This window comes from Mesorhizobium sp. WSM3626, assembly GCF_000513935.1.
GTDB lineage: Bacteria > Pseudomonadota > Alphaproteobacteria > Rhizobiales > Rhizobiaceae > Mesorhizobium > Mesorhizobium salmacidum.
The window spans coordinates 1-25,875 of sequence record NZ_AZUY01000001.1 but is presented as its reverse complement, the minus strand read 5'-3'; the positions used below and the strand labels follow the sequence as shown (position 1 = coordinate 25,875).

The 25,875-nt window shown below is 64.4% G+C and carries 27 protein-coding genes; 17 read left to right on the top strand and 10 right to left on the bottom strand.

The annotated features are described in order from the left end of the window. The first annotated feature begins 2 nt into the window (after positions 1 to 2). The 4 genes from ada (at position 3) to M653_RS0100125 (ending at position 2,796) form a co-directional block, all read left to right on the top strand. Positions 3 to 1,091 carry a bifunctional DNA-binding transcriptional regulator/O6-methylguanine-DNA methyltransferase Ada gene (gene ada / locus M653_RS0100140; protein ID WP_027141449.1) on the top strand — a complete coding sequence of 363 codons (1,089 nt, stop codon included), beginning with the start codon at positions 3 to 5 and terminating at the stop codon, positions 1,089 to 1,091. 13 nt (positions 1,092 to 1,104) lie between these two features. Beyond that, positions 1,105 to 1,332 carry a hypothetical protein gene (locus M653_RS0100135; RefSeq protein WP_027141448.1) on the top strand — a complete coding sequence of 76 codons (228 nt, stop codon included), beginning with the start codon at positions 1,105 to 1,107 and terminating at the stop codon, positions 1,330 to 1,332. 172 nt (positions 1,333 to 1,504) lie between these two features. Further along, positions 1,505 to 2,056: a methylated-DNA--[protein]-cysteine S-methyltransferase gene (locus tag M653_RS0100130; protein WP_027141447.1), complete on the top strand. Its 552-nt coding sequence runs from the start codon at positions 1,505 to 1,507 to the stop codon at positions 2,054 to 2,056. Beyond that, the gene (locus M653_RS0100125) at positions 2,053 to 2,796 is read left to right on the top strand and encodes a 2OG-Fe(II) oxygenase (protein WP_027141446.1); all 744 of its coding nucleotides are present in this window, start codon (positions 2,053 to 2,055) and stop codon (positions 2,794 to 2,796) included. The genes M653_RS0100130 and M653_RS0100125 overlap by 4 nt, the downstream gene beginning before the upstream one ends. Before the next feature lie 86 nt (positions 2,797 to 2,882). On the opposite strand, the gene M653_RS0100120 is transcribed toward M653_RS0100125, so the two are convergent. The 7 genes from M653_RS0100120 to M653_RS0100085 form a co-directional block, all read right to left on the bottom strand. Next, positions 2,883 to 3,071, bottom strand: a complete 189-nt coding sequence (locus M653_RS0100120) for a hypothetical protein (RefSeq protein WP_027141445.1) — start codon at positions 3,069 to 3,071, stop codon at positions 2,883 to 2,885. A gap of 12 nt (positions 3,072 to 3,083) precedes the next feature. Continuing rightward, entirely contained in the window at positions 3,084 to 4,016 is a 933-nt protein-coding gene (locus tag M653_RS0100115) for a sigma-70 family RNA polymerase sigma factor (RefSeq protein WP_027141444.1), read from the bottom strand. Continuing rightward, positions 4,013 to 4,543 carry a dihydrofolate reductase family protein gene (locus M653_RS0100110; RefSeq protein WP_027141443.1) on the bottom strand — a complete coding sequence of 177 codons (531 nt, stop codon included), beginning with the start codon at positions 4,541 to 4,543 and terminating at the stop codon, positions 4,013 to 4,015. Before M653_RS0100110 ends, M653_RS0100115 begins: the two co-directional genes overlap by 4 nt. A gap of 2 nt (positions 4,544 to 4,545) precedes the next feature. Then, on the bottom strand, positions 4,546 to 5,484 hold the full coding sequence (locus M653_RS01000000131860) for an alpha/beta hydrolase (RefSeq protein WP_032934879.1): 939 nt from the start codon (positions 5,482 to 5,484) through the stop codon (positions 4,546 to 4,548). A gap of 108 nt (positions 5,485 to 5,592) precedes the next feature. After that, positions 5,593 to 6,468: an SDR family oxidoreductase gene (locus tag M653_RS0100100; RefSeq protein WP_027141442.1), complete on the bottom strand. Its 876-nt coding sequence runs from the start codon at positions 6,466 to 6,468 to the stop codon at positions 5,593 to 5,595. A gap of 123 nt (positions 6,469 to 6,591) precedes the next feature. Further along, a complete protein-coding gene (locus M653_RS0100090; protein WP_027141441.1) occupies positions 6,592 to 7,179 on the bottom strand; it encodes a dihydrofolate reductase family protein in 588 nt (195 codons plus the stop codon). Between the two features lie 37 nt (positions 7,180 to 7,216). Beyond that, positions 7,217 to 8,089 carry an NmrA family NAD(P)-binding protein gene (locus tag M653_RS0100085; protein ID WP_027141440.1) on the bottom strand — a complete coding sequence of 291 codons (873 nt, stop codon included), beginning with the start codon at positions 8,087 to 8,089 and terminating at the stop codon, positions 7,217 to 7,219. Positions 8,090 to 8,211: 122 nt separating this feature from the next. On the opposite strand from M653_RS0100085, the gene M653_RS0100080 reads away from it, so the two are divergent. Together M653_RS0100080 and dinB are read left to right on the top strand one after the other, a co-directional pair. Then, positions 8,212 to 8,628 (top strand): helix-turn-helix domain-containing protein, encoded by a 417-nt coding sequence (locus M653_RS0100080; RefSeq protein WP_027141439.1) that lies wholly within the window; start codon positions 8,212 to 8,214, stop codon positions 8,626 to 8,628. A gap of 116 nt (positions 8,629 to 8,744) precedes the next feature. Then, on the top strand, positions 8,745 to 9,992 hold the full coding sequence (gene dinB, locus M653_RS0100075; protein WP_027141438.1) for a DNA polymerase IV: 1,248 nt from the start codon (positions 8,745 to 8,747) through the stop codon (positions 9,990 to 9,992). Between the two features lie 3 nt (positions 9,993 to 9,995). Here the strand turns inward: dinB and M653_RS0100070 are convergent, their stop codons facing one another. Then, complete coding sequence (locus M653_RS0100070) at positions 9,996 to 10,328, bottom strand: excalibur calcium-binding domain-containing protein (RefSeq protein ID WP_027141437.1); 333 nt, start codon at positions 10,326 to 10,328, stop codon at positions 9,996 to 9,998. Between the two features lie 230 nt (positions 10,329 to 10,558). On the opposite strand from M653_RS0100070, the gene M653_RS0100065 reads away from it, so the two are divergent. Next, positions 10,559 to 10,942, top strand: a complete 384-nt coding sequence (locus M653_RS0100065; RefSeq protein WP_027141436.1) for a YkvA family protein — start codon at positions 10,559 to 10,561, stop codon at positions 10,940 to 10,942. A 62-nt stretch (positions 10,943 to 11,004) separates the two neighbouring features. On the opposite strand, the gene M653_RS0100060 is transcribed toward M653_RS0100065, so the two are convergent. After that, positions 11,005 to 11,538 carry a sterol desaturase family protein gene (locus tag M653_RS0100060; RefSeq protein WP_027141435.1) on the bottom strand — a complete coding sequence of 178 codons (534 nt, stop codon included), beginning with the start codon at positions 11,536 to 11,538 and terminating at the stop codon, positions 11,005 to 11,007. Positions 11,539 to 11,720: 182 nt separating this feature from the next. Here M653_RS0100060 and M653_RS0100055 point away from each other — a divergent pair, with 182 nt between their 5' ends. The 3 genes from M653_RS0100055 (at position 11,721) to M653_RS0100045 (ending at position 16,127) form a co-directional block, all read left to right on the top strand. Next, on the top strand, positions 11,721 to 12,185 hold the full coding sequence (locus M653_RS0100055; protein ID WP_027141434.1) for an NUDIX domain-containing protein: 465 nt from the start codon (positions 11,721 to 11,723) through the stop codon (positions 12,183 to 12,185). 265 nt (positions 12,186 to 12,450) lie between these two features. After that, positions 12,451 to 13,311 (top strand): class I SAM-dependent methyltransferase, encoded by an 861-nt coding sequence (locus M653_RS0100050; protein ID WP_027141433.1) that lies wholly within the window; start codon positions 12,451 to 12,453, stop codon positions 13,309 to 13,311. A gap of 179 nt (positions 13,312 to 13,490) precedes the next feature. Further along, positions 13,491 to 16,127, top strand: a complete 2,637-nt coding sequence (locus M653_RS0100045; RefSeq protein ID WP_198028671.1) for an EAL domain-containing protein — start codon at positions 13,491 to 13,493, stop codon at positions 16,125 to 16,127. Between the two features lie 36 nt (positions 16,128 to 16,163). Here the strand turns inward: M653_RS0100045 and M653_RS0100040 are convergent, their stop codons facing one another. Further along, a complete protein-coding gene (locus tag M653_RS0100040) occupies positions 16,164 to 17,348 on the bottom strand; it encodes a Gfo/Idh/MocA family oxidoreductase (protein WP_027141431.1) in 1,185 nt (394 codons plus the stop codon). Positions 17,349 to 17,527: 179 nt separating this feature from the next. Here M653_RS0100040 and M653_RS0100035 point away from each other — a divergent pair, with 179 nt between their 5' ends. The 7 genes from M653_RS0100035 to M653_RS0100005 all read left to right on the top strand — a co-directional run bounded on the left by M653_RS0100035 (position 17,528) and on the right by M653_RS0100005 (position 25,700). Then, positions 17,528 to 18,421 (top strand): MurR/RpiR family transcriptional regulator, encoded by an 894-nt coding sequence (locus M653_RS0100035; protein ID WP_027141430.1) that lies wholly within the window; start codon positions 17,528 to 17,530, stop codon positions 18,419 to 18,421. Positions 18,422 to 18,499: 78 nt separating this feature from the next. Further along, positions 18,500 to 19,282, top strand: a complete 783-nt coding sequence (locus M653_RS0100030) for an SDR family oxidoreductase (RefSeq protein WP_027141429.1) — start codon at positions 18,500 to 18,502, stop codon at positions 19,280 to 19,282. Continuing rightward, positions 19,279 to 20,811 carry a mannitol dehydrogenase family protein gene (locus M653_RS0100025; RefSeq protein WP_027141428.1) on the top strand — a complete coding sequence of 511 codons (1,533 nt, stop codon included), beginning with the start codon at positions 19,279 to 19,281 and terminating at the stop codon, positions 20,809 to 20,811. Before M653_RS0100030 ends, M653_RS0100025 begins: the two co-directional genes overlap by 4 nt. 35 nt (positions 20,812 to 20,846) lie before the next feature. Continuing rightward, positions 20,847 to 21,761 carry a sugar phosphate isomerase/epimerase gene (locus M653_RS0100020; protein ID WP_027141427.1) on the top strand — a complete coding sequence of 305 codons (915 nt, stop codon included), beginning with the start codon at positions 20,847 to 20,849 and terminating at the stop codon, positions 21,759 to 21,761. A 90-nt stretch (positions 21,762 to 21,851) separates the two neighbouring features. After that, on the top strand, positions 21,852 to 22,886 hold the full coding sequence (locus M653_RS0100015) for an ABC transporter substrate-binding protein (RefSeq protein WP_027141426.1): 1,035 nt from the start codon (positions 21,852 to 21,854) through the stop codon (positions 22,884 to 22,886). 301 nt (positions 22,887 to 23,187) lie between these two features. Further along, positions 23,188 to 24,732, top strand: a complete 1,545-nt coding sequence (locus M653_RS0100010) for a sugar ABC transporter ATP-binding protein (protein ID WP_027141425.1) — start codon at positions 23,188 to 23,190, stop codon at positions 24,730 to 24,732. Beyond that, a complete protein-coding gene (locus tag M653_RS0100005; RefSeq protein WP_027141424.1) occupies positions 24,729 to 25,700 on the top strand; it encodes an ABC transporter permease in 972 nt (323 codons plus the stop codon). Before M653_RS0100010 ends, M653_RS0100005 begins: the two co-directional genes overlap by 4 nt. Positions 25,701 to 25,875 lie beyond the last annotated feature (175 nt).

The window sequence follows — 25,875 nt, the reverse complement described above, 5'->3', positions numbered from 1 at the left end:
CTATGTTCATCACCCTGGCCAAACATCTGCAACCCGCGCCGCTGCCGGTGGCCCACGATCCGCGCTGGGCGTGCATCGTGGCACGCGACAAGTCGGCCGACGGGAAATTCTGGTATTCGGTGGCGACGACCGGCGTCTATTGCCGGCCGTCTTGTCCGTCGCGGCGCGCCAACCCCGCCAATATCCAATTGCACGACACTTTACAGGCGGCGAAGGCGACAGGCTTTCGCCCATGCCGGCGCTGCAGTCCGGACGGCCCTTCGCTCGAGGCCGCCAACGCCGCGATGGTCGCCGATGCCTGCCGCAGGATCGAGGCGAGCGAGGCGGAACCCTCGCTCGCCGAACTGGCTGGTGCCGCCGGCCGCAGCCCCGGCTATTTCCACCGCGTTTTCAAGGCGGTCACCGGGCTGACGCCGAAAGACTATGCAGCGGCCCAGCGTGCCGCCAGGGTTCGCCAGGGCCTGGAAGACGGCGTCAGCGTGACATCGGCGATCTACGATGCCGGCTTCAATTCGAGCGGGCGTTTCTACGAAAAATCGACCGGCATGCTCGGCATGACGCCGACGCGCTATCGCGCCGGCGGCGCCAATGAGGAGATCCGCTTCGCCGTCGGCGAAACGTCGCTCGGCACGATCCTGGTCGCCTCGAGCCGGAAGGGTGTCGCCTCGATCCTGCTTGGCCAGGATCCCGACGCGCTGGTGCGCGACCTGCAGGACCGTTTCCCGAAGGCACGGCTGGTCGGCGGCGACAGCGACTACGAGGCGCTGGTCGCCCGCGTCGTCGGCTTCGTCGAGGCGCCGGCGCTCGGTCTCGACCTGCCGCTCGACGTGCGCGGCACCGCGTTCCAGCAGCGCGTCTGGCAGGCCTTGCGGGACATCCCTGCCGGCCGCTACGCCGAGATCGCGCGGCGTATCGGCGCGCCGAAGGCGACCCGCGCCATCGCCGCCGCCTGTGCGGCCAACGGCCTTGCGGTCGCCATCCCTTGCCACCGCGTGATCAGGAAGGACGGCGCCCTGTCGGGCTATGCCTGGGGTGCGGAGCGCAAACGCGCGCTGCTCGACCGCGAAGCCGGCCGGCCTTCGCGGGCTTGACGAGGATTCGGCAATGCGCGCGATGGCCAGGTCTTCCACCACCGGTGCGAACAGCCAGGTCGCCAACGGCGCCGCCGTCAGCCGAGAGGACGCGAAGACGCTGGTGATGGCCGCCATGGGAGAGCTGGTTGAGCATGGCAAGGCCGAGTGGGGCCGCACGGCGAGCGGTGAGTTCGAGCTGCGGTTGATGACCGGCGAAGTGTTCGTGCTCGGCGAAGTGTCCGTCACGCGTGTCGCTTAGATACACTTAGCGCTCTACGGCGCCCCCTCTGTCCGGCAGGACAGAGGGGGGCTACAGAACTCGGCGGTCGTGGTGAGCGCTCGTGAGCTGAAATTTCAATTTGAAAGCAAGCACCGGAGTGAGGAACATCCGGCCCGTGGCTAGGGTTCAGGCACAACAAGGAGTGAAGGCAATGAACCACATGCAAACCCATATGCCGGCGACAGCCGCCGGCGTCGCCCTCGACACCATCACCTATGCCATCGGCCAGTCCACGCTTGGAAACATCCTCGTGGCGCGCAGCCCCGTCGGCGTCTGCGGCATCCTGATCGGTTTCGACACCAATACGCTGGAACAGGACCTCGCCGACCGCTTCCCCGGCAGGGTTCTGCTCGAAGACGATGCCGGCTTGCGTGACGATCTCGCGGCGACAGCGCGCTTCATCGAAACGCCCGGCGCCGGTCTCGACCTGCCGCTCGACATGCGTCACGGCACGCCCTTCCAGCAGCGCGTGTGGAAGGCGCTGCGCACGATCCCGTGCGGCGCCACCACCACCTACACCGCCCTTGCCCGGCGCCTCGGCATGCCGGACGGCGCTCGCGCCGTGGCGACGGCCTGTGCCGCCAACGCCATCGCGCTCGGCATTCCTTGCCACCGCGTGCTACGCGCCGACGGCTCGCTGTCCGGCTACCGCTGGGGGATCGAACGCAAGCGCGCCTTGCTGGAAAGGGAGGCCGCGATATGAACGCCGACGCCAGGGTTGCATCGTCGCTGGTCGAAGCCGCCGAGACACGCATCGCCGCCTACGACTGGCCGGCACTCACGGCCGAGCTCGACGGCTTCGGCTGCGCGGTGATGGAAAAGCTGCTGTCACCGCGAGAGTGCCGGCAGCTCGCCGGCCTCTACCCCCAGGAGCAGCATTTCCGCAGCCATATCCACATGGCCAGGCATGGCTTCGGCAAGGGTGAATACCGTTATTTCCGCTATCCCTTGCCCGATCTCATCGGCGGCCTGCGCGGCGCCCTCTATCCGAAGCTGGCCGAGGTCGCCAACCGGTGGAACGAGCGCATGGGGATCGCCATGCGCTACCCCAGCACGCATGCAGCGTTTCTCGAACAGTGCCATGCCGCCGGCCAGGTCAGGCCGACGCCGCTCTTGCTGCAATATGTGCCTGGCGACTTCAACTGCCTGCACCAGGACCTCTACGGCGACCTCGCCTTCCCGCTGCAGGTGGCGATCCTGCTTTCCGAGCCCGGCGAGGATTTCACCGGCGGCGAATTCGCGCTGACCGAACAGCGGCCGCGCATGCAGAGCCGGGTCGAAGTGGTGCCCTTGCGCCAGGGCGACGCGGTGGCTTTCGCCGTCCACAACCGGCCGGTGCAGGGAAGCAAAGGCAATTACCGCGTCAATCTGCGCCACGGCGTCAGTCGCCTGCGCTCAGGCATGCGCCATACTGTCGGCATCATTTTTCATGACGCGAAGTGAGTGCGAACAGAAGTCCCCGCCGGCCTCGGCGGATCATTTCGCCGGAGCGCAATTGCCGACATCTCGCGTGCTGGGCTTGCCAGCCTTCAAATCCGAAAGCTGGGGTATGGCATCGTCATGTCCCCGGCATGGCTTTCGTAGACCTTGGGATTCAGTGAAACCTGCCCACCTGCGGAGGTAAACCCAATCATCTTAGTGCTGCCCACATAGGCCATCCCCACGCGCATTTTGCAGAAGAACTTCTTCTCGCCACTGCTATTTCCGAAGGTCTTCAATGCCGAGCTTCCTCATCCGTCGGCGGCCGCCATCTCCAGGATCCAGGGACACGCGTAATAGTCGGCAATGCTCTTGATCACGCCGCCATCGGCACGGACCCGCACCAGATAGGCCGGCCGCCAGACCTCGCCATATTGCCTGTCGACGACCAGCACGATCTCCCCTTCGAACGCGCCCGGCCGCATGCGCCAGGGCAGCTCGTTGCGCTCATATTCCACGAAGTAGGGCGAGGCCGAGAGCAGGCCGTTGTAGCAGTCCGAAACCTGCAGGCGCGCATCGGCGCTGGTCAGCGCCCGCACGCCGTCCCAGTCCCTCGCATTGAAGAGCGCGACATAGCGGTCGAGCAGCCGCTCCAGTTCAGGATCGTGTGGCGGCGCCGCGACCGGTTGCGCCGGCAAGGCGGCGAGCTTGGCGCGGCCGCGATTGAGCGCCGACTTGACGCCGCCCGATGTCGAACCGACGAGGTCGGCGATCTCCTCCAGCGAATGGTCGAAGACATCCTTGAGCAGCACGCAGGCGCGCTCCTTCGGTGGCAGATGCACGACCAGGCGCTCGATGGCGCGGCCGGCCCCCGGACCGGCCGGCTCGACCGGCAGCACGATGTCGTCGCCGGCATAGGAGGCCTCGGCCGCGTGCCGCGTGCGGCGATTGCGGATGAAATCGATGCACCTGTTGTGCGCGATGCGGAAAAGCCACGGCCGTAGCGCTTGCGCATCGTCGAGCAGCTCGATCTTGCGATAGGCCTCGAACAGCGCCTCCTGCATGATGTCCTCGCCATCCAGCGCCGAGCCGGTCATGCGCGCGCAATAGCGATGCAGCCTGGCGCGCAGATGCGAAACGGTCTCCAGGAACGCGGCATAGCGCAGGTCGAACACGCGGTCGGGCTCAGGCCAGGCCCGCATGCCTTGCGCCGTGTCGAAAGATTTGCGGATCTGCTGGTTCATCGCGGCACATAGATCAGGGTCACCACACCATTGTCGAAACGATGCGTGCCGACAAGATCGAGGTTGATGGGGCCAACATCGTCGAAGGCGCGCTTGCCGTGCCCGACCCATGTCGGCACGATCGACAGATGATACTCGTCCACCAGCCCCGCGGAAAGCAAGGTGCGGTCGAGCTGCGACACGCCATATTTCAGGATGTCGCCGCCCGGCTGGCGTTTCAGCGCCGCCAGCGCCTCGGCCACGTCGCCGTTGATGAGCGTGGCATTCCACGACACCGTCTTCAGCGTCGTCGAGGCGACCAGCTTCTTCAGGCCGTTGATGCGGTCCATGTACGGACCCTTGATCCCGGGCCAGCGCGCGAAGAACATCTCGTAGGTGGCGCGGCCAAGCAGGAAGAACTCGACGTTCGAAAGCGCCTGCAAGGCGTGGTCCACATTCTCTCCGACGAAGAACGGCGAGGCCCATGTCATCGGCCCCTCGATGACGCCGTCCAGCGAGACGAAACTCGACACGATCAGCCGTCGCATGCTCACGCCGCCTTTTCCGGGGTCTTCTCACCGGCAGCCGTCAGTCCCAATATCGGCCGTACCCAGGCGGCGAAGCGGGCAATGGCATCGTCGGCCTCCGGCGCCCGCCCGGCCATCATCTGGAAGGAGTGCAGCATGCCGTCAAAGACATCGAGCCGCGTCTCGACCCCCGCCTGCCTCGCCCGCTCGGCGAACATGCGGCTTTCGTCGACCAGCGTCTCGTCGGCGCCGGCTTGCAGGAAGAGGGGTGGAAAGCCGGAGAGATCGGCATAGAGCGGGCTGACCTCGGGATCACGCCGATCGGCATCGCCGATGAAATTGGCCGCCAGCCAGTCGACGGCTTCCCTGGCGAACGCCGGATCTTTTTCGCGGTTGGTCTCATAGCTGGCGGCGGTCAGCGCCATGTCGAACCAGCCGGAGATGATCAGCGTGGCGACCGGCAGTGGCCGCCCTTGCGCACGCAGCCGCTGCAGGACGCCATAGGTCGGCACCGCGCCGCAGGAGTCGCCGGCAATCACGATCCGCCCGGGCTCGAAGCCCTGGTCGACGAGCCAGTTCCAGGCCGATATCGCGGCCTCGAGCTGGGCCGGATGCTTGGCTTGATGCGCCAGCGGATAGTCGTAGAGCAGCGCCCGGCAGCCGACGGCCTTGGCGAGATGGCCGACCAGCTTGCGGTGGGTGTAGATCGAGCCGCCGATGAAGCCGCCGCCATGCGCATAAAACAGCACCCGCTGCTCGTCGGCGCCTTTCGGCACCACCCACATCGCCGGCATGCCGCCGGCCTCGACCTCGATATAGTCGACGCCGCGCGGCTCGCCGGTCAGCGCCGTCCAGTGGATATCGTTGTGGTCGATGATCGCCTGCGGGCTGGTCAGCTTGTCCGCATTGGCCGCCATAACAGCGTAATGGTTCCTGTTTGCCTCGCTCTCGATGCTCGCCATGATATTCTCCTCGGGTTGCGGATCGCGGAAGACGCGACCTTCGGAAGGCAGAGACGTACGGGCAGACAAAAAGGATACGTGACGGTGGGCGCTTTTTTGCGGACGCGCTCAGCCTCCAAACATCGCGGCATGCCGCCGGGCGAATTCGACGAACGGCGTCGGCCGCACGCCGAACATCTCATGCGTCGCCAGATGCACACGCGATTTCGGCCGCCGAAGCCGCTCCGCCAATTGCTCGTCCAGTGCGTCGGCGAAGTCGGCGGGGACACCGGCGGCCAGCAGATTGCGCCGGCGCTCCCGCGGGCTGATATCGACGTAGCGGACCAGCTTGCCGATCGCCTGCGATATCCGCGCCGCGATGTCGCTCATCGTCAGCGCCTCGGGTCCGGTCATGTCGAGGCTCTCGCCTTCGTGGCCACCGTCGCACAGCAGCCGGACGGCGACCTTGGCGATATCCTCGACATCGACCGGCGACAGTTCGGTGTCGCCAAGCGCCAGATGGAAGGCGCCTTCGGTGGCGATGGTCGGCGCGTCGCGCAAATAGACCTGCATGAACTGGCTGGGGCGAAGGTGGGTCCACGCCATCCCGGCCGCTTCGAGATAGCGCTCGATTTCCTCATGCATGCGCGTGAAGCGGAACTTCGTCGCGTCATAGCCGATGTTGGATTCGGCGCCGGAAAACTTCACCACATGCGCGACGCCGGCCTGCTTGCAGGCATCGATGAAACGACACTGCGTCTCGACCATGTCTTCGGCCGCGGTCGAAATCATCAGCACGCGATCAATGCCACTAAGTGCCGCGCCAAGCGTGTCCGGCCGGCGCATATCGCCCTCGATCAGGTCGACGCCGGCAAGTCCGCCGAGCCCCGCCGCCGATGCCCGGTCCAGATCGCGAACCAGCGCCCTCACTTTATGCTTCTGCCGCGCGAACTCGCGCACGATTGCCTTGCCGTTCAAGCCGGTGGCGCCTGTCACCAGGATCATGGTCTGTCTCTCCATTCAGATTGATGCGGCCGCCCTTGCGACGACCGCCCTTGAAGACGAAGAGAAGCGGGCAAAGGATTCCGGCCAAACGTCTTTTTTGCCGCCAGGCCTGTGCGCCGGCAATCAGCCTGCCGGCGCGTAGCGGCTGACCACCATGCCGCAGGCATAGGCCTTAGAACCAAGCAGCCGCAGGTTCCGAAACCCACCTTGGTCGAAGATGCGACGGCCGGCGCCCAGCACGGCAGGATTGACGAACAGCTGGAACTCGTCGATCAGCCCGGCCGCGATCAGCGCCGACGCAAAACCGGCGCCGCCGAAGACGGCCATGTCGCTGCCCTCGCCCGCCTTCAGCGCGTTGACCTCGCGCGGCAGGTCGCCGCTCACCACCGTCGTGCGCTCCCAACGCGAGGCCTCGAGCCTGTCGCTCGGCACCACCTTGCGCGCGTCGACGATGCGCCGGGCGAAGGCATAGAACGGATCGGCCGGATATTTCCTCGCCGCATTGCCCCAATGGGTGAGATAACCCTCCTCGGCCATCTTGCGGCTGAGCAGGATGGTGTCGATGCCGGCGAACACGGCGTTGAAATCCTGTTTCAGCTCGGCGTCCCAGCCATTGTCGTCGCCCCACTCCCAGAGCTGCCACGGGTGATCAGCATCGGCGCCGACGAAACCGTCGACCGACATCTGCATCTGAAGAATGAGCTTTTTCATCGGGGTGTCCTCGTTTCCGGATTCAGTATGGGAGGGATCAGGCAGCGCCACGCGAGCGGGCGAAGTCGCGTGCCCAGGCTTCGAAAGTAGTCGGCGTGGCATTGTCGGGCGACGGCGCTTCCAACGCCCATCGCTCGCCCTTGTTGAAGCTCGCCGCCGTCTCGCCCAGCGCATCGGCGAAGCTCGCCGACAGGCCGCCGGCGATCATGCCGGCGCGAGCATCGGCGAAAGGTGCCGCATGGTAGCTCACCGCCTTCCCGATCGCCTTGCCGAGAATTTCGGTCACCTTCTCGAAAGGATGATACCCGCCACCATGCAGCTCGACGACGCGCCCGGCCGGAAAATGCTCCGACCCAAGCAAGGCGGCGGCGCGCTGACCGACGTCGCGCGTGGCGATCAGCGGCATCGGCAGGTCGCCGCGGAAGGGCGTGGCGAAGACACCGGAAGCGGCCTGCTCGACAAAGCCCATGCCTCTGGCAAAGTTCTCCATGAAGAAGGAGGCGCGCAAGAACACCAGCTCGTCGAGTCCGAGTGCCTCGAGCCGCTCCTCCATCCTCGCGGCGCCCAGCGAAGTCCCCATCCTGAGATGGGCATTGAGGCCGCTGAGCAGCACGACGCGGCGCACGCCCGAAGTCCTGATCGCCGTCGCCAGGCGCCCGCTGACTTCGTCCTCGAAGCGGTGGAGATCCGGCGCGGTGATATCGAAGGGGATCATCACATAGGCGCTGTCGGCGCCGGAGAAGGCGGATGCGAGTGCCGCGGCATCGTCGAGCGCGACACCCAGACCGCGCGCCACGCCGCGCACCGCATGCCCCTGCCCCGTGAGCACGGAAGCGACCTGCGCGCCGACCTCACTGGTGGCGCCGACAACCACGACGGTCCTTGGCGCGCTGGTTTTCCCCTGGTCCACGATGTCTTCCTCCTGTCGAGACCGCGAGCTCTTCGGCCGAAAAATGATTTACTTATGGAACCATTTGACGCAAATGGATAATGATGTCAATAGTGAAGTGATATAAAAACGGAACCATAGAGATGTCGACGCGCGAAAGATCCGGTTGTCCGATCAACCTGTCGCTGGAACTGCTCGGCGACCGCTGGACGCTGCTCATCATCCGCGACTTGGTCTTCGCTGGCAAAAGGCATTTTCGCGAGTTCCTGCAATCCGATGAAGGCATCTCCTCGCGCACATTGGCCGAGCGGCTGCAGACGCTGCAGGGTGAAGGCATCCTCACCCGCAGCGACGATCCCACCCACGGGCTGAAGGCGATCTACCGGCTGACCGAAGCCGGCATCGACCTCTTGCCGGTGCTGGCCACGCTCGGCGCCTGGGGCAGCAGGCATCGCAAGGCCGACGGTCAACTTGCCCGCATCGCAGAAGAACTGGCGGCCGGCGGCGAGCCGGCGCTGGAACGCATGAAGGCAGCGCTGCGGGCCGAACATATTGTCTAGGCCTTTCCTCGTCCCCCGTGGAAGAAGGACGGATCCTACGGCCCCGCATTGACAACGATCTGCATTTGTTCTCTATTTGTTTCGGTCTATCAGCAATCGCGGATGAGCGGAACAGGATGGAAACGACGGCCACCATCCTGCATGCCGACCTCGACGCCTTCTATGCCTCGGTCGAGCAGTTGCTCGACCCGACATTGCGCGGCAAGCCGATCGCGGTTGGCGGCGGCGTGGTACTCGCTGCCTCCTACGAAGCGCGCGCTTTTGGCGTGCGCGGCGGCATGCCGGGGCGCAAGGCGCGCGAGCTTTGCCCGCAATTGATCTTCGTCGGCGGCAATTTCAGCCACTACCAGCGGCTGGGCGACGCGGCGATCAAGGTGCTCGACGATTGCACGCCGGTGGTCGAGCGCATCTCCATCGACGAGGCCTTCGCCGATGTCGCCGGCTGCACGCATTTGTTCGGCTCCCCCCGGGAGATCGCGACCGTGATCCGCCGCCGTGTGCGGGCCGAACTCGGCCTGCCGATCTCGATCGGCGTGGCGCGCACTAAGCATTTGGCCAAGATCGCCTCGCAGGTTGCCAAGCCCGACGGGCTGGTGGTGGTCGATCCAGGCACCGAACTTGCCTTCCTGCACGATTTGCCGGTCGCGCTGATGTGGGGCGTCGGGCCGGCAACCAGGGCCCGGCTGGCCGAGATCGGCGTCGAGACCATCGGCGAGCTGGCCCGGACGCACAGCGGCGCACTGACCCGGCTGCTCGGCCCCGCCGCCGGCGAAAAGCTTGCGGCCCTGTCCTGGAACCGCGATCCGCGCAGACTGGAGACGAAGCGCCGGGCGCACTCGGCCGGCGCGCAGTCGGCGCTCGGGCAAAAGCCGGCCGTGGCGCGGGTGATCGTGCCGACACTGCTGCATCTGGCCGACCGCGTCGCCAGCCGGCTGCGCGCCAGGAACCGCCCCGGCCGCACGGTGACGGTGCGCGTGCGCTTTGCCGATCTCAGCGCCGTCACCCGCTCGATCACGCTGGAGCAGCCGATCTCGGCGACCGCCATGCTGGCCGAGATTGCCGGCGACCTGGTGCGCGGCGTGCTCGCCGATCATCCGCGGGAGAAGACCATCTCGCTGCTGGCGATCTCGGTGTCACATCTGGAGGAAAGCGCCGAACTGCAGCTCGACCTGCCGCTCGGCCTCGCCGACGAGAAGCGCCGCCCGGGCAGCCAAAAGGGTCTCGCCCGCTTCGGCGCCGACCGCGCCATCGACAAGATCCGCGAGCGCTTCGGCAAACAGGCGGTCGGCTACGGCACGGTGGCGCTGGAAGCGGCCCGCTCGGTGCCCGACGAATTCAGGGAACTGGCGCAAAAGGAACTGTGAGGATTACCTGCCGGTGCGCCAGTAGCGGTGGACCTTGACGCCGCTGGCGCTTTCCCCGTGCCAGGGCTCGCAGGCGATGCCGTCCTTGTCGGCATCATGCGTTGGCCAATAGCCGGGCTGTCCTCTGCGCGCAGGGGCAAGACCGACGGCGCGGGCGGCGGCACAGTTCGGGAACGCGGCGAAATGTCTAACGGCGGAAAGCGGCGAGTCGATCTGGATACCGATAAAACCGTAAACGATATAGCCAGACAGCAGGATGAACGGTGCGAAAAGAGCCGCCCATTTCAGCCTCCCATGGCGACGAGGCGCATGCCAATGCGACAATGTCGGAAGCATTCTCGGCCCCTGTCCCCCACGCAATCTATCTGGAGCCGACTACCATGACAATGACGCCGGAATTGCACCGAATTCTCGACGAGTTCAGGGATCAGCGGAAGCGGGAGAGACGCCCCCCTACACTTTCAGGGGTAGCGGATCAGTTTGCGGATCGTGGACATCGTTGCAATAATCGAAGCTAACAAGCGAGAGACCTATGGTGCGGGGTCCCATAAGAAGAGAGTTGCCGTGTGACTATCCTTTACAAGGCAAAGCAATGGGCGAAGGCCATCAAGCGCGATGTGGTAGCCTTGTGGCTGGCCGCCCGCGATCCTCGCGTTCCCTGGTACGCCAAATTTGCCGCCGGCGCGGTCGCCGCCTACGCGCTCAGTCCTATCGATCTGATACCCGATTTCATTCCCGTACTTGGATATTTGGACGACCTGATCATCGTACCAATCGGCATCCTGCTTGCTGTGAAGTTGATCCCCGCCGATCTGATGGCGGAGTTTCGCGCGGAGGCCATTCGCCGATCCAAACCGACCAGCCGCGGCGGTCTCGCATTCATCGTCGGAATTTGGATTCTGATGGCCGCCGCGCTCATCTGGTTATTCTGGCCAGATCGCTCGGCTTAATTTCATCGCTCGACCGCACGGCGGACCGCAAATGATGTAGGTGGCCTGTCGAAAGACCCACGTCAAAGCCGCGCGGTGCCGAAAATCCGGTCCCAGAATATCGACGTCACGCCGAAATTGGCGTTGTCGTCGATATGGTGATGCACCGCGTGGCGGCGCTTGAGCGTATAGAGATAGCTCGCATGGGCCGGATGCCAGTGATGGATCATGTGGTGGACGCTGATGTACCAGAGGTAACCCAGCATCAACCCGCAGCTCACCGCGCTGGCGGTCGCGAAGTCCGAAACCATCCAGACAGGCAGGAACGCCACCAGCGCATGCACCCCGAGGCTGAGCCAGGTGGGCGTGCCCACCGGGCTGCGCTCCTCGACATGGTGACGGTCGTGCAGGTCCCGGATCCAGGGGACGTGGTGCAGCACGAACCGGTGCAGGACGTATTCGATCAGCGTCCACAGGCCAAGGCAGATCAGCGCCGTGCCGATCCAGTCCGGCGCGCTTTCCTCTCCGGCCTCGATCAGCCCGGCCACGCCCAATATGGCGATCACCAGGGGATAGACCACGAAGTCGCTGTAGTAGCCGATCAGACCCAGCTGCATTCAGACGCCTCACCTGACTTTCGACGCCGCCCCAAAAACGATATTATCAGATTGCCGGACTCGCGCATGAGGTGCAATGCAGACGCGACTGACATAGCGTCGCAATTTCCCGGTGCAAGGTCGGCAATGGTCAACGCAGGATCGGCCGGCTTCGCACCAGTGCCGCAAACGGACGTGCAAACATGGCAAAACGCAGCGCGGGCCTGCTGATCCATCGCCGCGGCGGTAATAGCATCCAGGTGCTGCTGGTCCATCCCGGCGGCCCATTCTGGGCGAAGAAGGACGATGGCGCATGGTCGATCCCGAAGGGCCTTGTCGACGAGGGTGAGGACGAACTGGCGGCGGCACGACGCGAGGCCGAGGAAGAGCTCGGTATAAAGGTCGAAGGCCTCTTCGCGCGCCTTGGCGACTACCGGCAACCGGGCGGCAAGATCGTCATGGCCTGGTCCGTCGAGGCCGACATCGACGTGGCCACTATGAAGAGCAACATTTTCACCATGGAATGGCCGCCGAGGTCCGGAAGGATGAAGGAATTCCCGGAGGTCGACAGAGCCGGTTGGTTCACGTTGGCCGAAGCCGAGGTGAAGATCCTGAAGGGCCAGCGCCCGATGTTGACGGATCTGGCAGGGCAGTTAGGGGCGGCCTGATGCGGTCGCGATAAGCTGCCAACCACCCCTAGGAGCGGGAGATTGGCTGTCGTCCTCAAACTTCGTCGCCCCGTCCCAGTGCGCCATCGGCATGCGCGATACGTACCGGCGGAAGTGGCACCGGGCACCGCATCTGCGATGACCGCGCCAGTTACCCTGCCAGTTGCGACACATCGCAAGGCGCTGGGATTGACGTGCACGCCCGCTCACTGCAATCTACGTTAACCAGCTGTTTACCATGCCGCGGCTGAGATCGGGGGACAGTTTGGAACCGTTCATGGATGCGAACCTCCTGAATTGGGACGATCGGGCCGAACTGCACGCGACCGACAGAACCGGCAGCTATCGTATCGAGAACGTGCTGGCTGGTGGATCCAATCTCTATGAGCTGGAAACGCGCGAGATTGGTGACTTATTCGGCAAGGACATCGTCCATCTGCAGTGCCACATCGGGCTCGACACGATCAGCCTCAGGAATCTCGGCGCGGGCAGTGTGACCGGCCTGGACTTTTCACCAAGGGCGATAGCCGCGGCGCGAGTTTTCGCCTCCAAGGCGGGCAGCGACGTTCGCTTCGTGGAAGCGCCACTATACGAGGCTGTCGAAGCGCTCGACCGGACCTATGACATCGTCTACGTTACTTGGGGATCGGTGAACTGGCTTGACGATGTCTTCCGCTGGGCCCGGGTGGTGGCGGATCTTCTGCGGCCCGGCGGCCGGCTCTATATGGCCGAAGGGCATCCCTTGATGTTCCAGTGCAATCGCAAGGCTGCTGCGCTCGAGTTGAAGGACGATTGGCGAACGCCTGTAGCGCGACCGCTCGTCTGGAACGAGAAGCTAACCTACACCGGCGATGAGCGCACCTTGAAGCATCCTCGCTACTATGAATGGATTCATCCGATCAGCGACGTGGTGAACGCCTTGATCGCCGCGGGCCTGACGCTTGATTTCCTCAATGAGCACGACACAGTGTCCTGGCAGCACTTTTCATTCGCGGTAAGGGCCGGCAAGGATATGTACGGCCTTCCCGAAAACGCTCCCAAGATTCCGATGGCCTATTCAATCGGGGCAACCAAGCGCGGCGTCGGGACGTATCGGATCGCCCAGAAGAAGCTCGACAGCCACTAGTTTCGTATTTGGCAGGTTCTGGTGTGCGTTCTCCGCGCAGCAGTCTCCGAAGGCGGAAAATTTTTAAAGATTGTGAAGGTCAAAATTAAGTTATTGCGAACTAATATTCTCTTGATGAGGCTCGACCAGAGGGCCTGAGAAGCACAGGGAACATCGCTTTATTGGCTTTTTTCGCCAGTATGATCGCCCGCGTTAAGGCGGGCGTCTTTTCACCGGCAAGGATTCCGGTGGCGATCGCGGTTGTGGTTATTGCCGTTTGCGCGGTGCTCGCCGACCACCAAAACAAGATCGTTTCGGATCAGGTTGCCCGCGCGGACGTCCTGGCCAAGGTTAATGTCGTTCGCGCCAAGCTCGAAGGGAAGATCAACGGCAACCTTCAGCTGGCGCGAGGGCTGGTCGCGGCAGTCACGACCGAACCCTACATGGGACAGCAACGTTTCACTGAGCTTGCCAGCAGACTGTTCAACGAAGAGTCCCAGCTTCGCAACATTGCCGGCGCGCCCGACCTGGTCATTTCCTTGATGTACCCGATGGCCGGCAACGAGAAGGCTATCGGCCTCGACTACCGCAATAACGACCAGCAGCGTGCGGCGGCGTTGCGTGCGCGCGACGAGCGCAAGCTCATTCTTGCCGGCCCGGTCGATCTGGCGCAGGGAGGGCAGGCCTTCATCGGCCGATTTCCGGTGTTCGTTAAAAGCGCGGGCAACACCGAACGGTTCTGGGGCATCGTTTCCGCGGTCGTCGACGTGCAGCGCCTCTACCAGGCAAGCGGTCTTCTCGACAAGGAGCTCGGGATCGACATAGCCCTCATCGGCAATGACGCCCTTGGCACGAAAGGACTGCGGTTCTTCGGTGACGAACAGGTTGTCAAAAGCGATCCTGTGACGGCCGACGTTCTTTTTCCATCGGGCTCCTGGCAGATCGCTGCGGTTCCCAAGGGCGGTTGGCCCGCCACGCCCGCCAACGCCTGGCGGCTCCGGGCGCTCATGGCGGCAGCAGCGGCGCTGATTTTGATTCCCTTCCTGGCGGCGGGCCGCTTGATCAATGAAAGGCAGCGAAACTACTGGGAACTGAATCGGCTGTCGCGACGGCTGGAACTTGCCCTGGAGGCCTCGGCCATCGGCGTTTGGGAACACGACCTCGAAACCAACCATCTTGCTTGGGACGATCGCGTCAACGAGATATATGGCAGGGAGGCTGATGGCGGACAGCGCGGATATTCCGACTGGGCCGGGGCCATTCATCCCGACGATCTGCCTCGGGCGCTTACAGACTTCGAAAGTGCCGTGACCGGACGAGGCACATATTCATCGGAATACCGGGTTGTTCGTCCAGGCGGCGAAATTCGCCACGTCCGGTCCAGGGCGATCTTTTACGAGACCGCGAACAATTCGCCACGAATGGTGGGGGCCGAATGGGACGTGACGTCCGATGTAATGCTGAACACCGATTTGGTTCGCGCAAAACAGCTGGCCGAGTCGAAAAATGGGGAACTCGAAGCTGCCAAGGCGCGCACGGAACATGTCGCCATGCACGATTCGCTGACGGATTTGCCCAATCGGCGCTACCTGGACCAGGTACTGGATGATTACGCGGCAAAGGCCAGGCTGAACGGCGGCCATGCCGCACTGCTTCACGTCGATTTGGACCGCTTCAAGCACATCAACGATACGCTCGGCCACGCAGCGGGCGACGCGATGCTGGTGCATGCGGCATCCGTTCTCAAGTCCAACGTCGGCGATCGAGGTTTCGTCGCTCGGGTTGGAGGAGACGAATTCATCGTGCTCTGCACGATAGACGATGACGATGCCCAGGCGGCCGCGCTCGCGGACCGCATTATCGAAGAGATGCGCAGGCCCGTTTATTACCACGGTCACCAGTGCCGTTTTGGCGTCAGCGTCGGAATTGCAATCGACGACGGTACGAGCGCCGAAACCAGACAGCTGCTGGTGAATGCCGATATCGCCCTCTACCGGGCAAAGAGACGTGGCCGCAACCGGCATGAATTCTTCAGCGGCGAGTTGCAAAGCGAAATCGTCAACACGAAAAGAATTGCCGACGAAATTCTCGCCGGCCTCGAACGAAATCAATTCATCGTATTCTACCAGCCTCAATTTAGCGCCAGGACGCGGGAGATCGTGGGAGTTGAAGCGCTGGCGCGATGGAACCACCCTGAGAAGGGCATTCTAACACCCGACGTTTTCCTGAAGACCGCTGAAGAACTGAACGTCGTCTCGATAATAGACCAGAAAATCCTGCAGCAATCGCTTTTGGATTTCGAAGCATGGTCCGCGCAGAAGATTGGCGTTCCGCGCGTGTCAGTCAACGTTTCGGCACGGCGCCTTCACGATGAGCAACTCATAGCGAGTTTGCGAGATCTCAACATTAGGAAGGGAACGTTCTCCTTTGAGCTCGTCGAATCCATCTTCCTCGACGACAACGATGACCTGGTCACATGGAACGTCGAGCAGATCAAGCAACTCGGCATCGACATCGAAATCGACGATTTCGGCACCGGCTACGCCTCAATCGTCAGTCTGCTCAAATTGCAGCCTCGCCGCCTGAAGATAGACCGCCAGTTGGTCGATCCAATTGTGAATTCGCCCCAGCAGAGACAAGTCGTGTCGTCGATCATCGAAATCGGCAAATCCCTCGGCATCGAGATCATAGCGGAGGGTGTCGAGACGATGGAGCACGCCCGACTGCTTAAAGCGCTTGGCTGCGACATTCTGCAAGGCTATGCCTTCGGGCAGCCCTTGGATTCCGACGGACTGAGAAGATTCGTTCTATCTCGCCGGTTGTCCGTCGCCGGCTAATTCCGTTCCAATTCCTGGACTGGGCTTGGAGTGACCTCACCCAAACCGTGCCGCCGTCCACGCCCCGCCGGCCGCGTTCGACTCCACCGCGGCGGCGACGAACTTCACGCCGCGCGCGCCATCGATCACGTCGGGCACCTGCGCCGCGCGCGTCGGGTCGACCGTGCCACCAGAACGGTGGGCGCGGATGATATCGGCGGCGTCGCGGTAGAAATTGGCGAAGGCCTCGATATAGCCCTCCGGGTGTGCCGCCGGCATGCGCGACACGCGGCGGGATTCAGCCGTCGAGCCATGGCCGCCGCGCACCAGCGTGCGGGTTTCCTCGCCATGGACGGAAAAGCGCAGTTCCTCCGGCCGCGCGCCCGACCATTCCAGCCCGGCCTTGTCGCCATAGATGCGCACGGAGAGATCGTTGTAGTGGCCGGGCGATGTCTGGCTGGCCAGGATCGTGCCGCGCGCGCCGCCGGTCCAGCGCACCAACACATGGGCGTTGTCGTCGAGCCGGCGTCCGGGCACCGCGGTGAACAGGTCGGCCGACACCGTCTCGGCCTCGCGGCCGGAAATGAAGCTTGCCAGGTTGAAGGCGTGCACGCCGATATCGGCCAGCACCGCCGACTGCCCTGCCCTTGCCGGATCGGTGCGCCACTCCGCCTGCTTCTGGCCGTCGGCGTCGATCGGCTTGGTCAGCCAGTCCTGGATATAGGCGCCATGCACCGACACGATTCGGCCAAGCTCGCCCGCCATCACCATTTCGCGCGCCTGGCGGACCATGGCGTAGCCGGTGTTGTTGAGCGTGACGACGAAGCGGCGCTTTTTCGCGCGCGCCAGCGCCACCAGCGCTTCTGCGTCACCGAGCGTCGTCGACAGCGGCTTGTCGCAGATCACGTCGATGCCGGCCTCGAGGAAGGCGGTGGCGATCGGCGCGTGCAGATGGTTGGGCGTGACGATGACGACCGCCTCGATGCCATCCGGCCGCGCGGCCTCTGCCTTGGCCATGGCGCGGTAATCGGCATAGCTGCGCTCCGGCGCGATGCCGATCTCGGCGGCCGAGGCGGCGGCGTTGTCCGGGTCGGACGACAGCGCGCCGGCAACCAGCGCGATCTGGTCGTCGAGGCGCATGGCCAGCCGGTGCACCGCGCCGATGAAGGCATTGCGGCCGCCGCCGACCATACCGACCCGCAGGCGCTGGCGCGTCGATCCATCCGATGTTGCGTAGACCATGTTTTCTCCTCCTGGCTATCCCCGTCGAGTTCTACGGCGGCCCCCTCTGTCCTGCCGGACAGAGGGGGCCTCGTAGAGCGCCAACTTTGAACCGTTTACATTCCTCTCCAAGACATCGCTTCGAACAGGATTTCCAATTTCCATATTGTAAAACGATCGTATCGCGCTAGCCTGAATTCATGAGCGGGGCGAGAAAACCATCCGGACGATCGAGTGCCAAGGAGGCCGCGACGCGCAAGCGCGGGCGTTCCCTGGCGGCGCTTGGCTATATACAGCCGCGAAACTATGAGGAGCTGCGCGCCGTGCTGTCTTCCGGCACGGTGCATTTTCCCAAGCGCCTGCGCCAGGTGGCGATCTTCCTGTGGCAGCATCCGAGCGAGGTGGCGCTCGGCACCATCGCCCAGGTGGCGGCGCAGGCCGGCGTCCAGCCCTCGACGCTGGTGCGCTTTGCCCAGATCTTCGGTTATTCCGGTTTTTCCGATTTCCAGGGCCTGTTCAAGGACCATGTCAAGGGATCTTGGCCGGAAGGACGCGGCGAGCCGCGCGCCGAAGCCGAGCCCAACGCCGCCCTGCATTTCCTGCACGGCATGGTCGGCGCCTCGCAGGCCTCGCTCGGCCGCATCGAAAGCGGCTTCGATGTCGAAAGCTTCGAGAAGATGGTAGGGACGCTGGCACAAGCGGACCTGATCTACGTCATCGGCTCCAAGCGCGCCTTCCCCGTCACCACCTATCTGTCGCTGACGCTTTCGCAGCAAGGCGTACGCAATGTGCTGGTCGACAATGTCGGCTCCTCCGCGCTCGACCAGGTCGGCTGCATCGGCAGGCAGGATGCGGTGCTGGCGGTCTCCTTCAGCCCCTACAATTCGATCACGCCGGACCTCGTGGCGGTGGCGCATGAGCGCAAGGCCCGCATCGTCACCATCACCGACAGCACCTTCTCCCCGCTGATCCGGCTCTCGGACAGCTGGCTGGAGGTGGTGGAATCCGACTTCGCCGGTTTCCGCTCGCTGGCGGCATCGCTGGCGGTCGGCATGGCGCTGGTCCAAGGCGTCGCCGCGCGACGCGGCACATGAGGCGCTGCTGGCACAATTGACTACCGGGAATTATCGTTCCATATTTCAAAAAATAGAAACTTTGTTCCGGGAGGAGGAATGGAGACCAGGCTCGACGGCAAGGTGATTTTGATCACCGGAGCCACGCAAGGCATAGGCCGGGCGATCGCCGAAACGGCTGCGCGCTCCGGCGCTGAAGGCCTGGTGATTACCGGCCGCGACAAACTGCGCGGCGCCGAAGCAGCGGGAGCGATTTCAAGGTTGGGCGTTCCTACCGTGATCGTTCCGGCCGATCTCTCCGACCCTTCCGCCCCGGCGCGATTGGTGGATTTCTGCGTTTCCCACTTCGGCCGCATCGACGGCCTGGTCAACGCCGCCGGTCTGACCGACCGCGCCTCGTTTCTCGACGCGTCGTTGGACGACTGGGCGGCGCTGTTCGCGGTCAATGCGCGCGCACCCTTCTTCCTGATGCAGGCCGCGATCGCCGACATGAAGAAGCGCGGCCAAAGCGGGGCGATCGTCAACATCCTGTCGATCAACGCCCATTGCGGCTCGCCGGAGCTTGCCGTCTATTCCGCCACCAAGGGCGCGCTGGCGACGCTGACCAAGAATGCCGCCAACGCCCACCGCTTCGACCGCATCCGCGTCAACGGCATCAATGTCGGCTGGACCGACACGCCGGCCGAACGCATCATGCAGGCCGAGACGCTGGGCAACGGCCCGGGCTGGCTCGACGCCGCCAATGCCGCGCAGCCCTTTGGCCGGCTGCTCAGGCCGGAGGATATCGCCAACCTCGCCGTCTTCCTGCTTTCCGACGCGGCCGGGCCGATGACCGGTGCGGTGATCGACCAGGAGCAGTCGGTGATCGGGGCGAACCGGTGAATGCCATCGAAACACTTGACCCTGGGCTGCTGGAGCGGCTTCNCGCCGCCGTGCGCATACCATCCTTTGACCGCGCGTCGCTGGCTCCGGGCATGGCGCATCTTGGCGTCGGCGCCTTCCACCGCTGCCATCAGGCCGAATACACCGACGACCTCTTGTCGTTGCAATTCGACCGCTGGGGCATTGTCGGCATCAACATCCGCCCGCCCACCCTCGCCGACACGCTCGGCCGGCAAGGCGGCCTCTACACCAGGCTGATCCGCGAGAACGGCTATGTCGAGGCACGCGTCATTGGCAGCATCGTGAAGGTGATCGACAGCCAGGACAGCGCCGCACCGGCGCTTACCGCGCTCGCCTCGCCCGACATCGAACTGGTGACGATGACGGTGACGGAAAAAGGCTATTGCCACATCCCATCGAGCGGTGAACTCGACCTCGGCCATCCCGACATCGTCCATGACCTCGCCAACCCGGACACACCGCGCAGCGTGCCCGGCATCCTCACACGGGCGCTGGAGATGCGCCGGGCCACGCATGGCCGGAAGCTGACACTGCTCTCCTGCGACAACATTCCGACCAACGGCGTCATCCTGGAAAATGTCGTGCGGAGCTTTGCCGAACGGCGCGACAATGGTCTGACCGACTGGGTCGCCGCCAACGCCACCTTCCCTTCAGCCATGGTCGACCGCATCGCGCCGGCGGTGACGCGGGACGACCTCGATAGCGTCGAACAGTGGTTCGGCTACCGCGATGCCGCCGTCGCCGTCGGCGAACCGTTCCGGCAATGGGTGATCGAGAAAAAGTTCGCCGGCCGCGTGCCCCGCTGGGACCTGGCCGGCGCGACTTTCGTCGACGATGTCACGCCCTTCGAGCATCTCAAGATGCGGGTGCTGAACGGCGCGCAGACGACGCTCGCCACGCTCGGCGTACTGGCTGGCCTCGAACACACATTCGATGCCATCGCCGACCCGCTGCTGTCGGTCTTCGTCAGGCGCATGCTGGTCGAGGAAACGCTGCCGACGCTGACGCCTGTGCCTGGCATGGAGCCGCTGGCTTATGTCGACCAGAGCCTCGGCCGCTTGCGCAACACCGCCATCCGTCATCGCAACCACCAGATCGCCACCGATGGCTCGCAGAAGATCGTCCAGCGCCTGCTCAACCCGATCCGCGATCGGCTGAACCAGGCGGCCAGCATCGGCCTTTTGTCGGTGCCGGTCGCCGGCTGGATGGCCTATCTGATCCTGGCCTCGGCCCGTTTCGGCAAACGCTGGCCGGTGTCGGATCCCTATGCCGGCAAGGTCGCGGCAATAGCCGACGCGACGGGCAACGATGCGCCGGCTCTGGCTTCCGCCATCCTGGCCATCGACACGATTTTCGATCCCGACCTTGCCTCAAACGAGACGTTCCGGCAGGCCGCGACTTCGGCGCTTGGCGAACTGCTGTCGGACGATCCGATGGCAGCAGTCCGTCACAGTCTCGAACAAGACGAGGTCGCGAGGTTGAAGCGATCCAAACAATCGGCATTATAGGCATCGATCGCGGGTTCGCGGTCAGGGGAGGCATAATGAAACTTGGACTGCTCACCGCACCGTTCGCGGAGACGCCGCTTGGCGAGGTCGCCGGCTGGGCAAGCTCCGTCGGCTTCGAGGCCTTGGAAATCGCCTGCTGGCCGAAAACCTCCGGCGCGACCCGCCGCTATGCCGGGACCAGCCACATCGACGCTGCCGGCACGTCGGCCTCGCAGGCAAAAGAGATTGCCGCCGCGCTGGCAGAAAAGAACATGTCCATCTCCGGCCTCGGCTATTATCCCAACCCGCTGCATCCCGATGCCGCGCACCGCGAGGCGGTCATCGGCCATCTGAAAAATGTCATCGTACTGGCCGCCAATATGGGCGTTCCCTTGGTCAACACCTTCTGCGGCGGCGATGCGTCCAAGACCGTCGACGTCAACTGGCAGGACGCGCTGAAAGTCTGGCCTGAAATCGTCGCTCATGCGCGCGACCACGGGATAAAACTCGCTTTCGAGAACTGCCCGATGATCTTCAGCTATGACGAATGGCCGGGCGGGCACAACATCGCCTACTCGCCGCAGGTCTGGCGCCGCATCCTGGAGAGCTGGGGCGGCGATGTCGGCATGAATTTCGATCCGTCGCACCTGGTCTGGCAGATGATCGACCAGGCCCGCTTCATCAGGGAATTCGGCGCCTACATGCTCCATGTCCACGCCAAGGACCTGATGATTGATCATGATGGTTTGTACGAGCGCGGAATCCTTTCGTCCGGGATAGGCTGGCAGGTGCCGCGCATGCCGGGGCTGGGCGATGTCGACTGGAGCGGCTTCTTCTCCGGCCTCTATCGCGCCGGCTATGACGGATCGGTCATCATCGAACACGAGGACAGGCGATTTGAAGGCAGCGACGATCAGGTGAAGCGGGGCTTTCTGCTCGCCCGCGACGTGCTGCGTCCCTTCGTCAAGTGATGGCATGGCGGGCCACTTGACTCTGTTTGTGAGTGGCGCGGCTTAACGGATTAAAACTGAACTGAAAAACAAATGTGGAGGAAGACTGAAATGAAGAAATATCTGACCATGGTCCCGCTGCTTGCCAGCGCGGCCCTGCTGGCCTCGGTGGGTGTGTCGTCCGCCGCCGGCAAATACACGATCGGCATTTCCAACACCGTGCAGGGCAATGGCTGGCGCGAAGAGATGGTGTGCGCCATGAAGGCGCAGGCGCTCGCCTCCGGCGAAGTGACCAAGCTCAACATCGCCCACCGCAACACCGATGCCGCCGGCCAGCTGGAAGACATTCGCAACCTGATCAGCGCCAAGGTCGACGCCATCGTCGTCAACCCCGCCGATCCGGCCGGCATCAAGGCCGGCCTGGAAGAAGCCACCAAGGCCGGCATCGTCGTCGTCGCCGTCGACCAGGCGGTCACCGAACCGTCGGCCTACATCATTTCCAACAACCAGGAACAATATGCCTATCTCGGCGCCAAATGGCTGTTCGGCCAGATGGGCGGCAAGGGCGAGGTGTTTTATATGCGCGGTGCGGCCGGTGCGTCCGCCGATAGCGATCGCGACAAAGGCTTCAAGAAGGCGCTGGCCGAATTCCCCGACGTGAAGGTCGCGCAGGAAGTCTTCACCGGCTGGCAGCAGGACCAGGCCAAGCAGCAGATGCTGTCGTTCCTGGCCACCGGCACGCCGTTCAACGGCGTGTGGACGTCGGGCATCGACAACGTCATCGTCGACGCGCTGGTCGAATCGCAGGCGCCGCTGGTGCCGGTCGTCGGCGCCGACAATGCCGGTTTCGTCGGCCAGCTGAGCTCGGTCAAGGGCCTCGTCGGCGCTGCCGTAACCAACCCCGGCTCGATCGGCGGCGCCGGTGTGACGCTCGCCCTGCAGATCCTCGACGGCAAGAAACCGGCCCAGCAGACCGTGCTGGTCGACCCGCAGCTGTGGGACAACGCCACCGACGAAGGCAAGGCCAAGCTGAAGGCCGCCGCCGACCCGTCGCTCAGCCCGGAATGGCCGGTCTCGATCTCGATCCCGGACTGGACGACTTACACCAAGGACCAGATCGTCGCCTGCAAGGGCCCGGGGGAGTAAGCCGGGTTTGAATTACATGACGAGGACGGCGGGTCGCCTCCTCGTCATGCGAAGGTCGGCGTTCTACGTCGCCCCCCTCTGTCCTGCCGGACATCTCCCCCTCAAGGGGGGAGATTGACAATTCCGGCGCCGGCTCTCGTCTTGCAACGTTGAAAGTTGGCGAAAGTCGAAACGACTGCCAATCTCCCCCCTTGAGGGGGAGATGTCCGGCAGGACAGAGGGGGGCCTCGTAGAGTGCCAACCTGTCAAAGCAATTGAGCTCCTTCAAACATCTGAACAGCTTCATCGAGAACCACACGATTTGACCAATCTCCTCCTCGACGCCACGGGCGTCGCCAAGAATTACGGCGCGGTTGCCGCCTTGCGCAACGCGTCGCTCTCCGTCCTGCCGGGCGAGGTGCACGCCTTGATGGGCGCCAATGGCGCCGGCAAGTCGACGCTGGTGAAGATCCTGACCGGCGCCATATCAGCCAATGCCGGCAGCATCCTGATCCGTGGCGAAGCACGCGACATACGCTCGCCCGCCGCCGCGCGGCGCGCCGGGCTGTTGCCCGTCTACCAGGAGCCGTCGCTGATCCCCGATCTCGACGTGCTGTCCAATCTGCGGCTGACCGGCACGCCGGTCGAGCCGTTCCGCGCCTGGGTGCGCGAGCTCGGCATTCCCGACCTCGACCTGCGTGACACCGCGCGTGACATTCCGCTGGCCGTGCTGCGCGTGCTGGACCTTGCCCGTGCGCTGGCCGTAGAGCCCGACGTGCTGCTGCTCGACGAGATGACGGCGGCACTGCCCGCCAACCTCGCCGAAAAAGTGCTGGAGGTGGTGCGCCGCCAGGGCGACGCCGGCCGCGCCGTGATCTTCATCTCGCATCGCTTTGTCGAGATCGCCGCGCTCTGCGACCGCGCCACGGTGCTGCGCGACGGCGCAACCGTCGGCGTCGTCGACATCGTGCCGGGCGTGGAAGAAAAGATCGTCGAGCTGATGCTCGGCAGCCGCATTCTCAAGACCCATGTCGCCGGCCGCAGCGCCAGCGAAAAGGCCCGCCCCCCTGCCCGCCCGCGCATCGCCATACGCAACCTGCGCGTCGGCACCAAGCTCAGCGACGTCTCCTTCGATCTCGGGGATGGCGAGGTCGCCGGCGTGGTGGCGCTGGAAGGCCAGGGCCAGGACGAGCTGTTCGCCGCTCTTGCCGGTTCGATCAGACCGTCGGGCGGCACGATCGAGGTCGATGGCCAGCCGATGAAATTCGCCCACCCCATCGACGCCATCCGATCGGGGATCGCCTATGTGCCGGGCGACCGGTCCGAGGCGCTCGCCATGCAGCGCTCGGTGCGCGAGAACATTGCGCTCCCCTTCAGCGCCGCCCTGCGCAACTGGGGACCAATTGCCATGCGCAAGGAGCGCGCCACGGTCCAGAGCGCCATCCAGCGCCTGCAGATCGATACTCGCGCCCAGGGCGAGGTGCAGCGCCTCTCCGGCGGCAACCAGCAGAAGGTGACCATCGCCCGCTGGATCGCGGCGGATGCCCGCACCATCCTGTGCTTCGACCCGACACGCGGCATCGATGTCGGCACCAAGCAGGAGATCTATAAGCTGCTGCGCGAGCTCGCCGGCAATGGCAAGTCGGTGCTGTTCTACACCTCCGAACTCGAAGAGGTACAGCGCGTCTGCGACCGCGTCATCGTCATCTTCGGCGGCCGCCTCGTCGATGTCTTCCCTGTCGAGGAAGCGGATGAACCGGCACTGATGCGCGCCGCCTACGGCCTGCCGCGCGGCGCCAAGGCCGATATCGGCATTTTGGCCGATCCCACCGCCAACACCTCCGATGCGCCGGGGGCGACGCCATGAGCCATTTCCTGCGCCGCCAGGGCTGGGTAACAGGCCTGTTTACCCTGCTGATCGTTCTGTTCATCGCGACAAAACTGATCCAGCCCGGCTATGGCAGCGGCGATTTCGGCTCGCTGGCGCGGGCCGTGCTACCCTACGCCTTTGCCGTCGCCGCGCAGACCGTTGTCGTCATCGCCGGCGGCATCGACCTCTCGGTCGCCGCCATGATGGCGCTGACCAGCGTCACCGCCGCCTCGATGATGAACGGCGCCTCGGAGGAATACGCCCTGTTCGTGGTGCCCTTCGTGCTCGCCATGGGTTTTGTGCTGGGCGCGCTCAACGGCCTGCTCATCGTCGTCACCCGCGTGCCCGACATTGTCGTCACACTCGCCATGCTGTTCGTGCTGCAGGGCGCCGCCCTTCTGGTGCTCGGCGCGCCGGGCGGCGCGGCGGCCGAATGGCTGATGGCGCTGATCTCGGGCACCGTGCCGATACCGGGCCTGCCTGATACCATCGATGCCTGGCTGCCCAAGGCGCTGGTGGTGCTGGTCGTCTGCCTCTGCGTGATCTGGATCCCGCTCCGGCGCTCGCGCCTCGGCCTTTCCATCTACGCCATCGGCTCGAGCGAACTGGCGGCGTTCCGCAGCGGCGTGCCTGTCGCCCGCACACGCATCATCGCCTACGCGCTGTCCGGCCTCTTCGCCGCCATGGGCGGGCTGGCGCTGACCATGAGCACCGGCATCGGCGCGCCCATCCCCGGCCCCTATCTGCTCGCCAGCGTCGCCGCGGTCGTGCTGGGCGGCGTGGCGCTCGGCGGCGGCAAGGGCGGCCTGCTCGGCCCCATCGTCGCCGTCTTCGTGCTGCGCCTGGTGCGCACCGATCTCACCTTGCTCGCCATCGACCCCAACGTCACCGCCATCATCGAAGGCCTGATCATGGTCGCCGTGGTGATGTTCGGCGCGTTTATTACGATGAGGAGGCGGCAATGATGAGTGGACATCGACGCGCCCTTCTTCCTTCTCCCCTTGTGGGAGAAGGTGGCCTCGCGAAGCGAGGTCGGATGAGGGGTGTTCCAGGGAACGCAAACGCCTCATTCCGTCACACACCCCTCATCCGTCTCGGCGCTGCGCGCCGATCCACCTTCTCCCACAAGGGGAGAAGGGA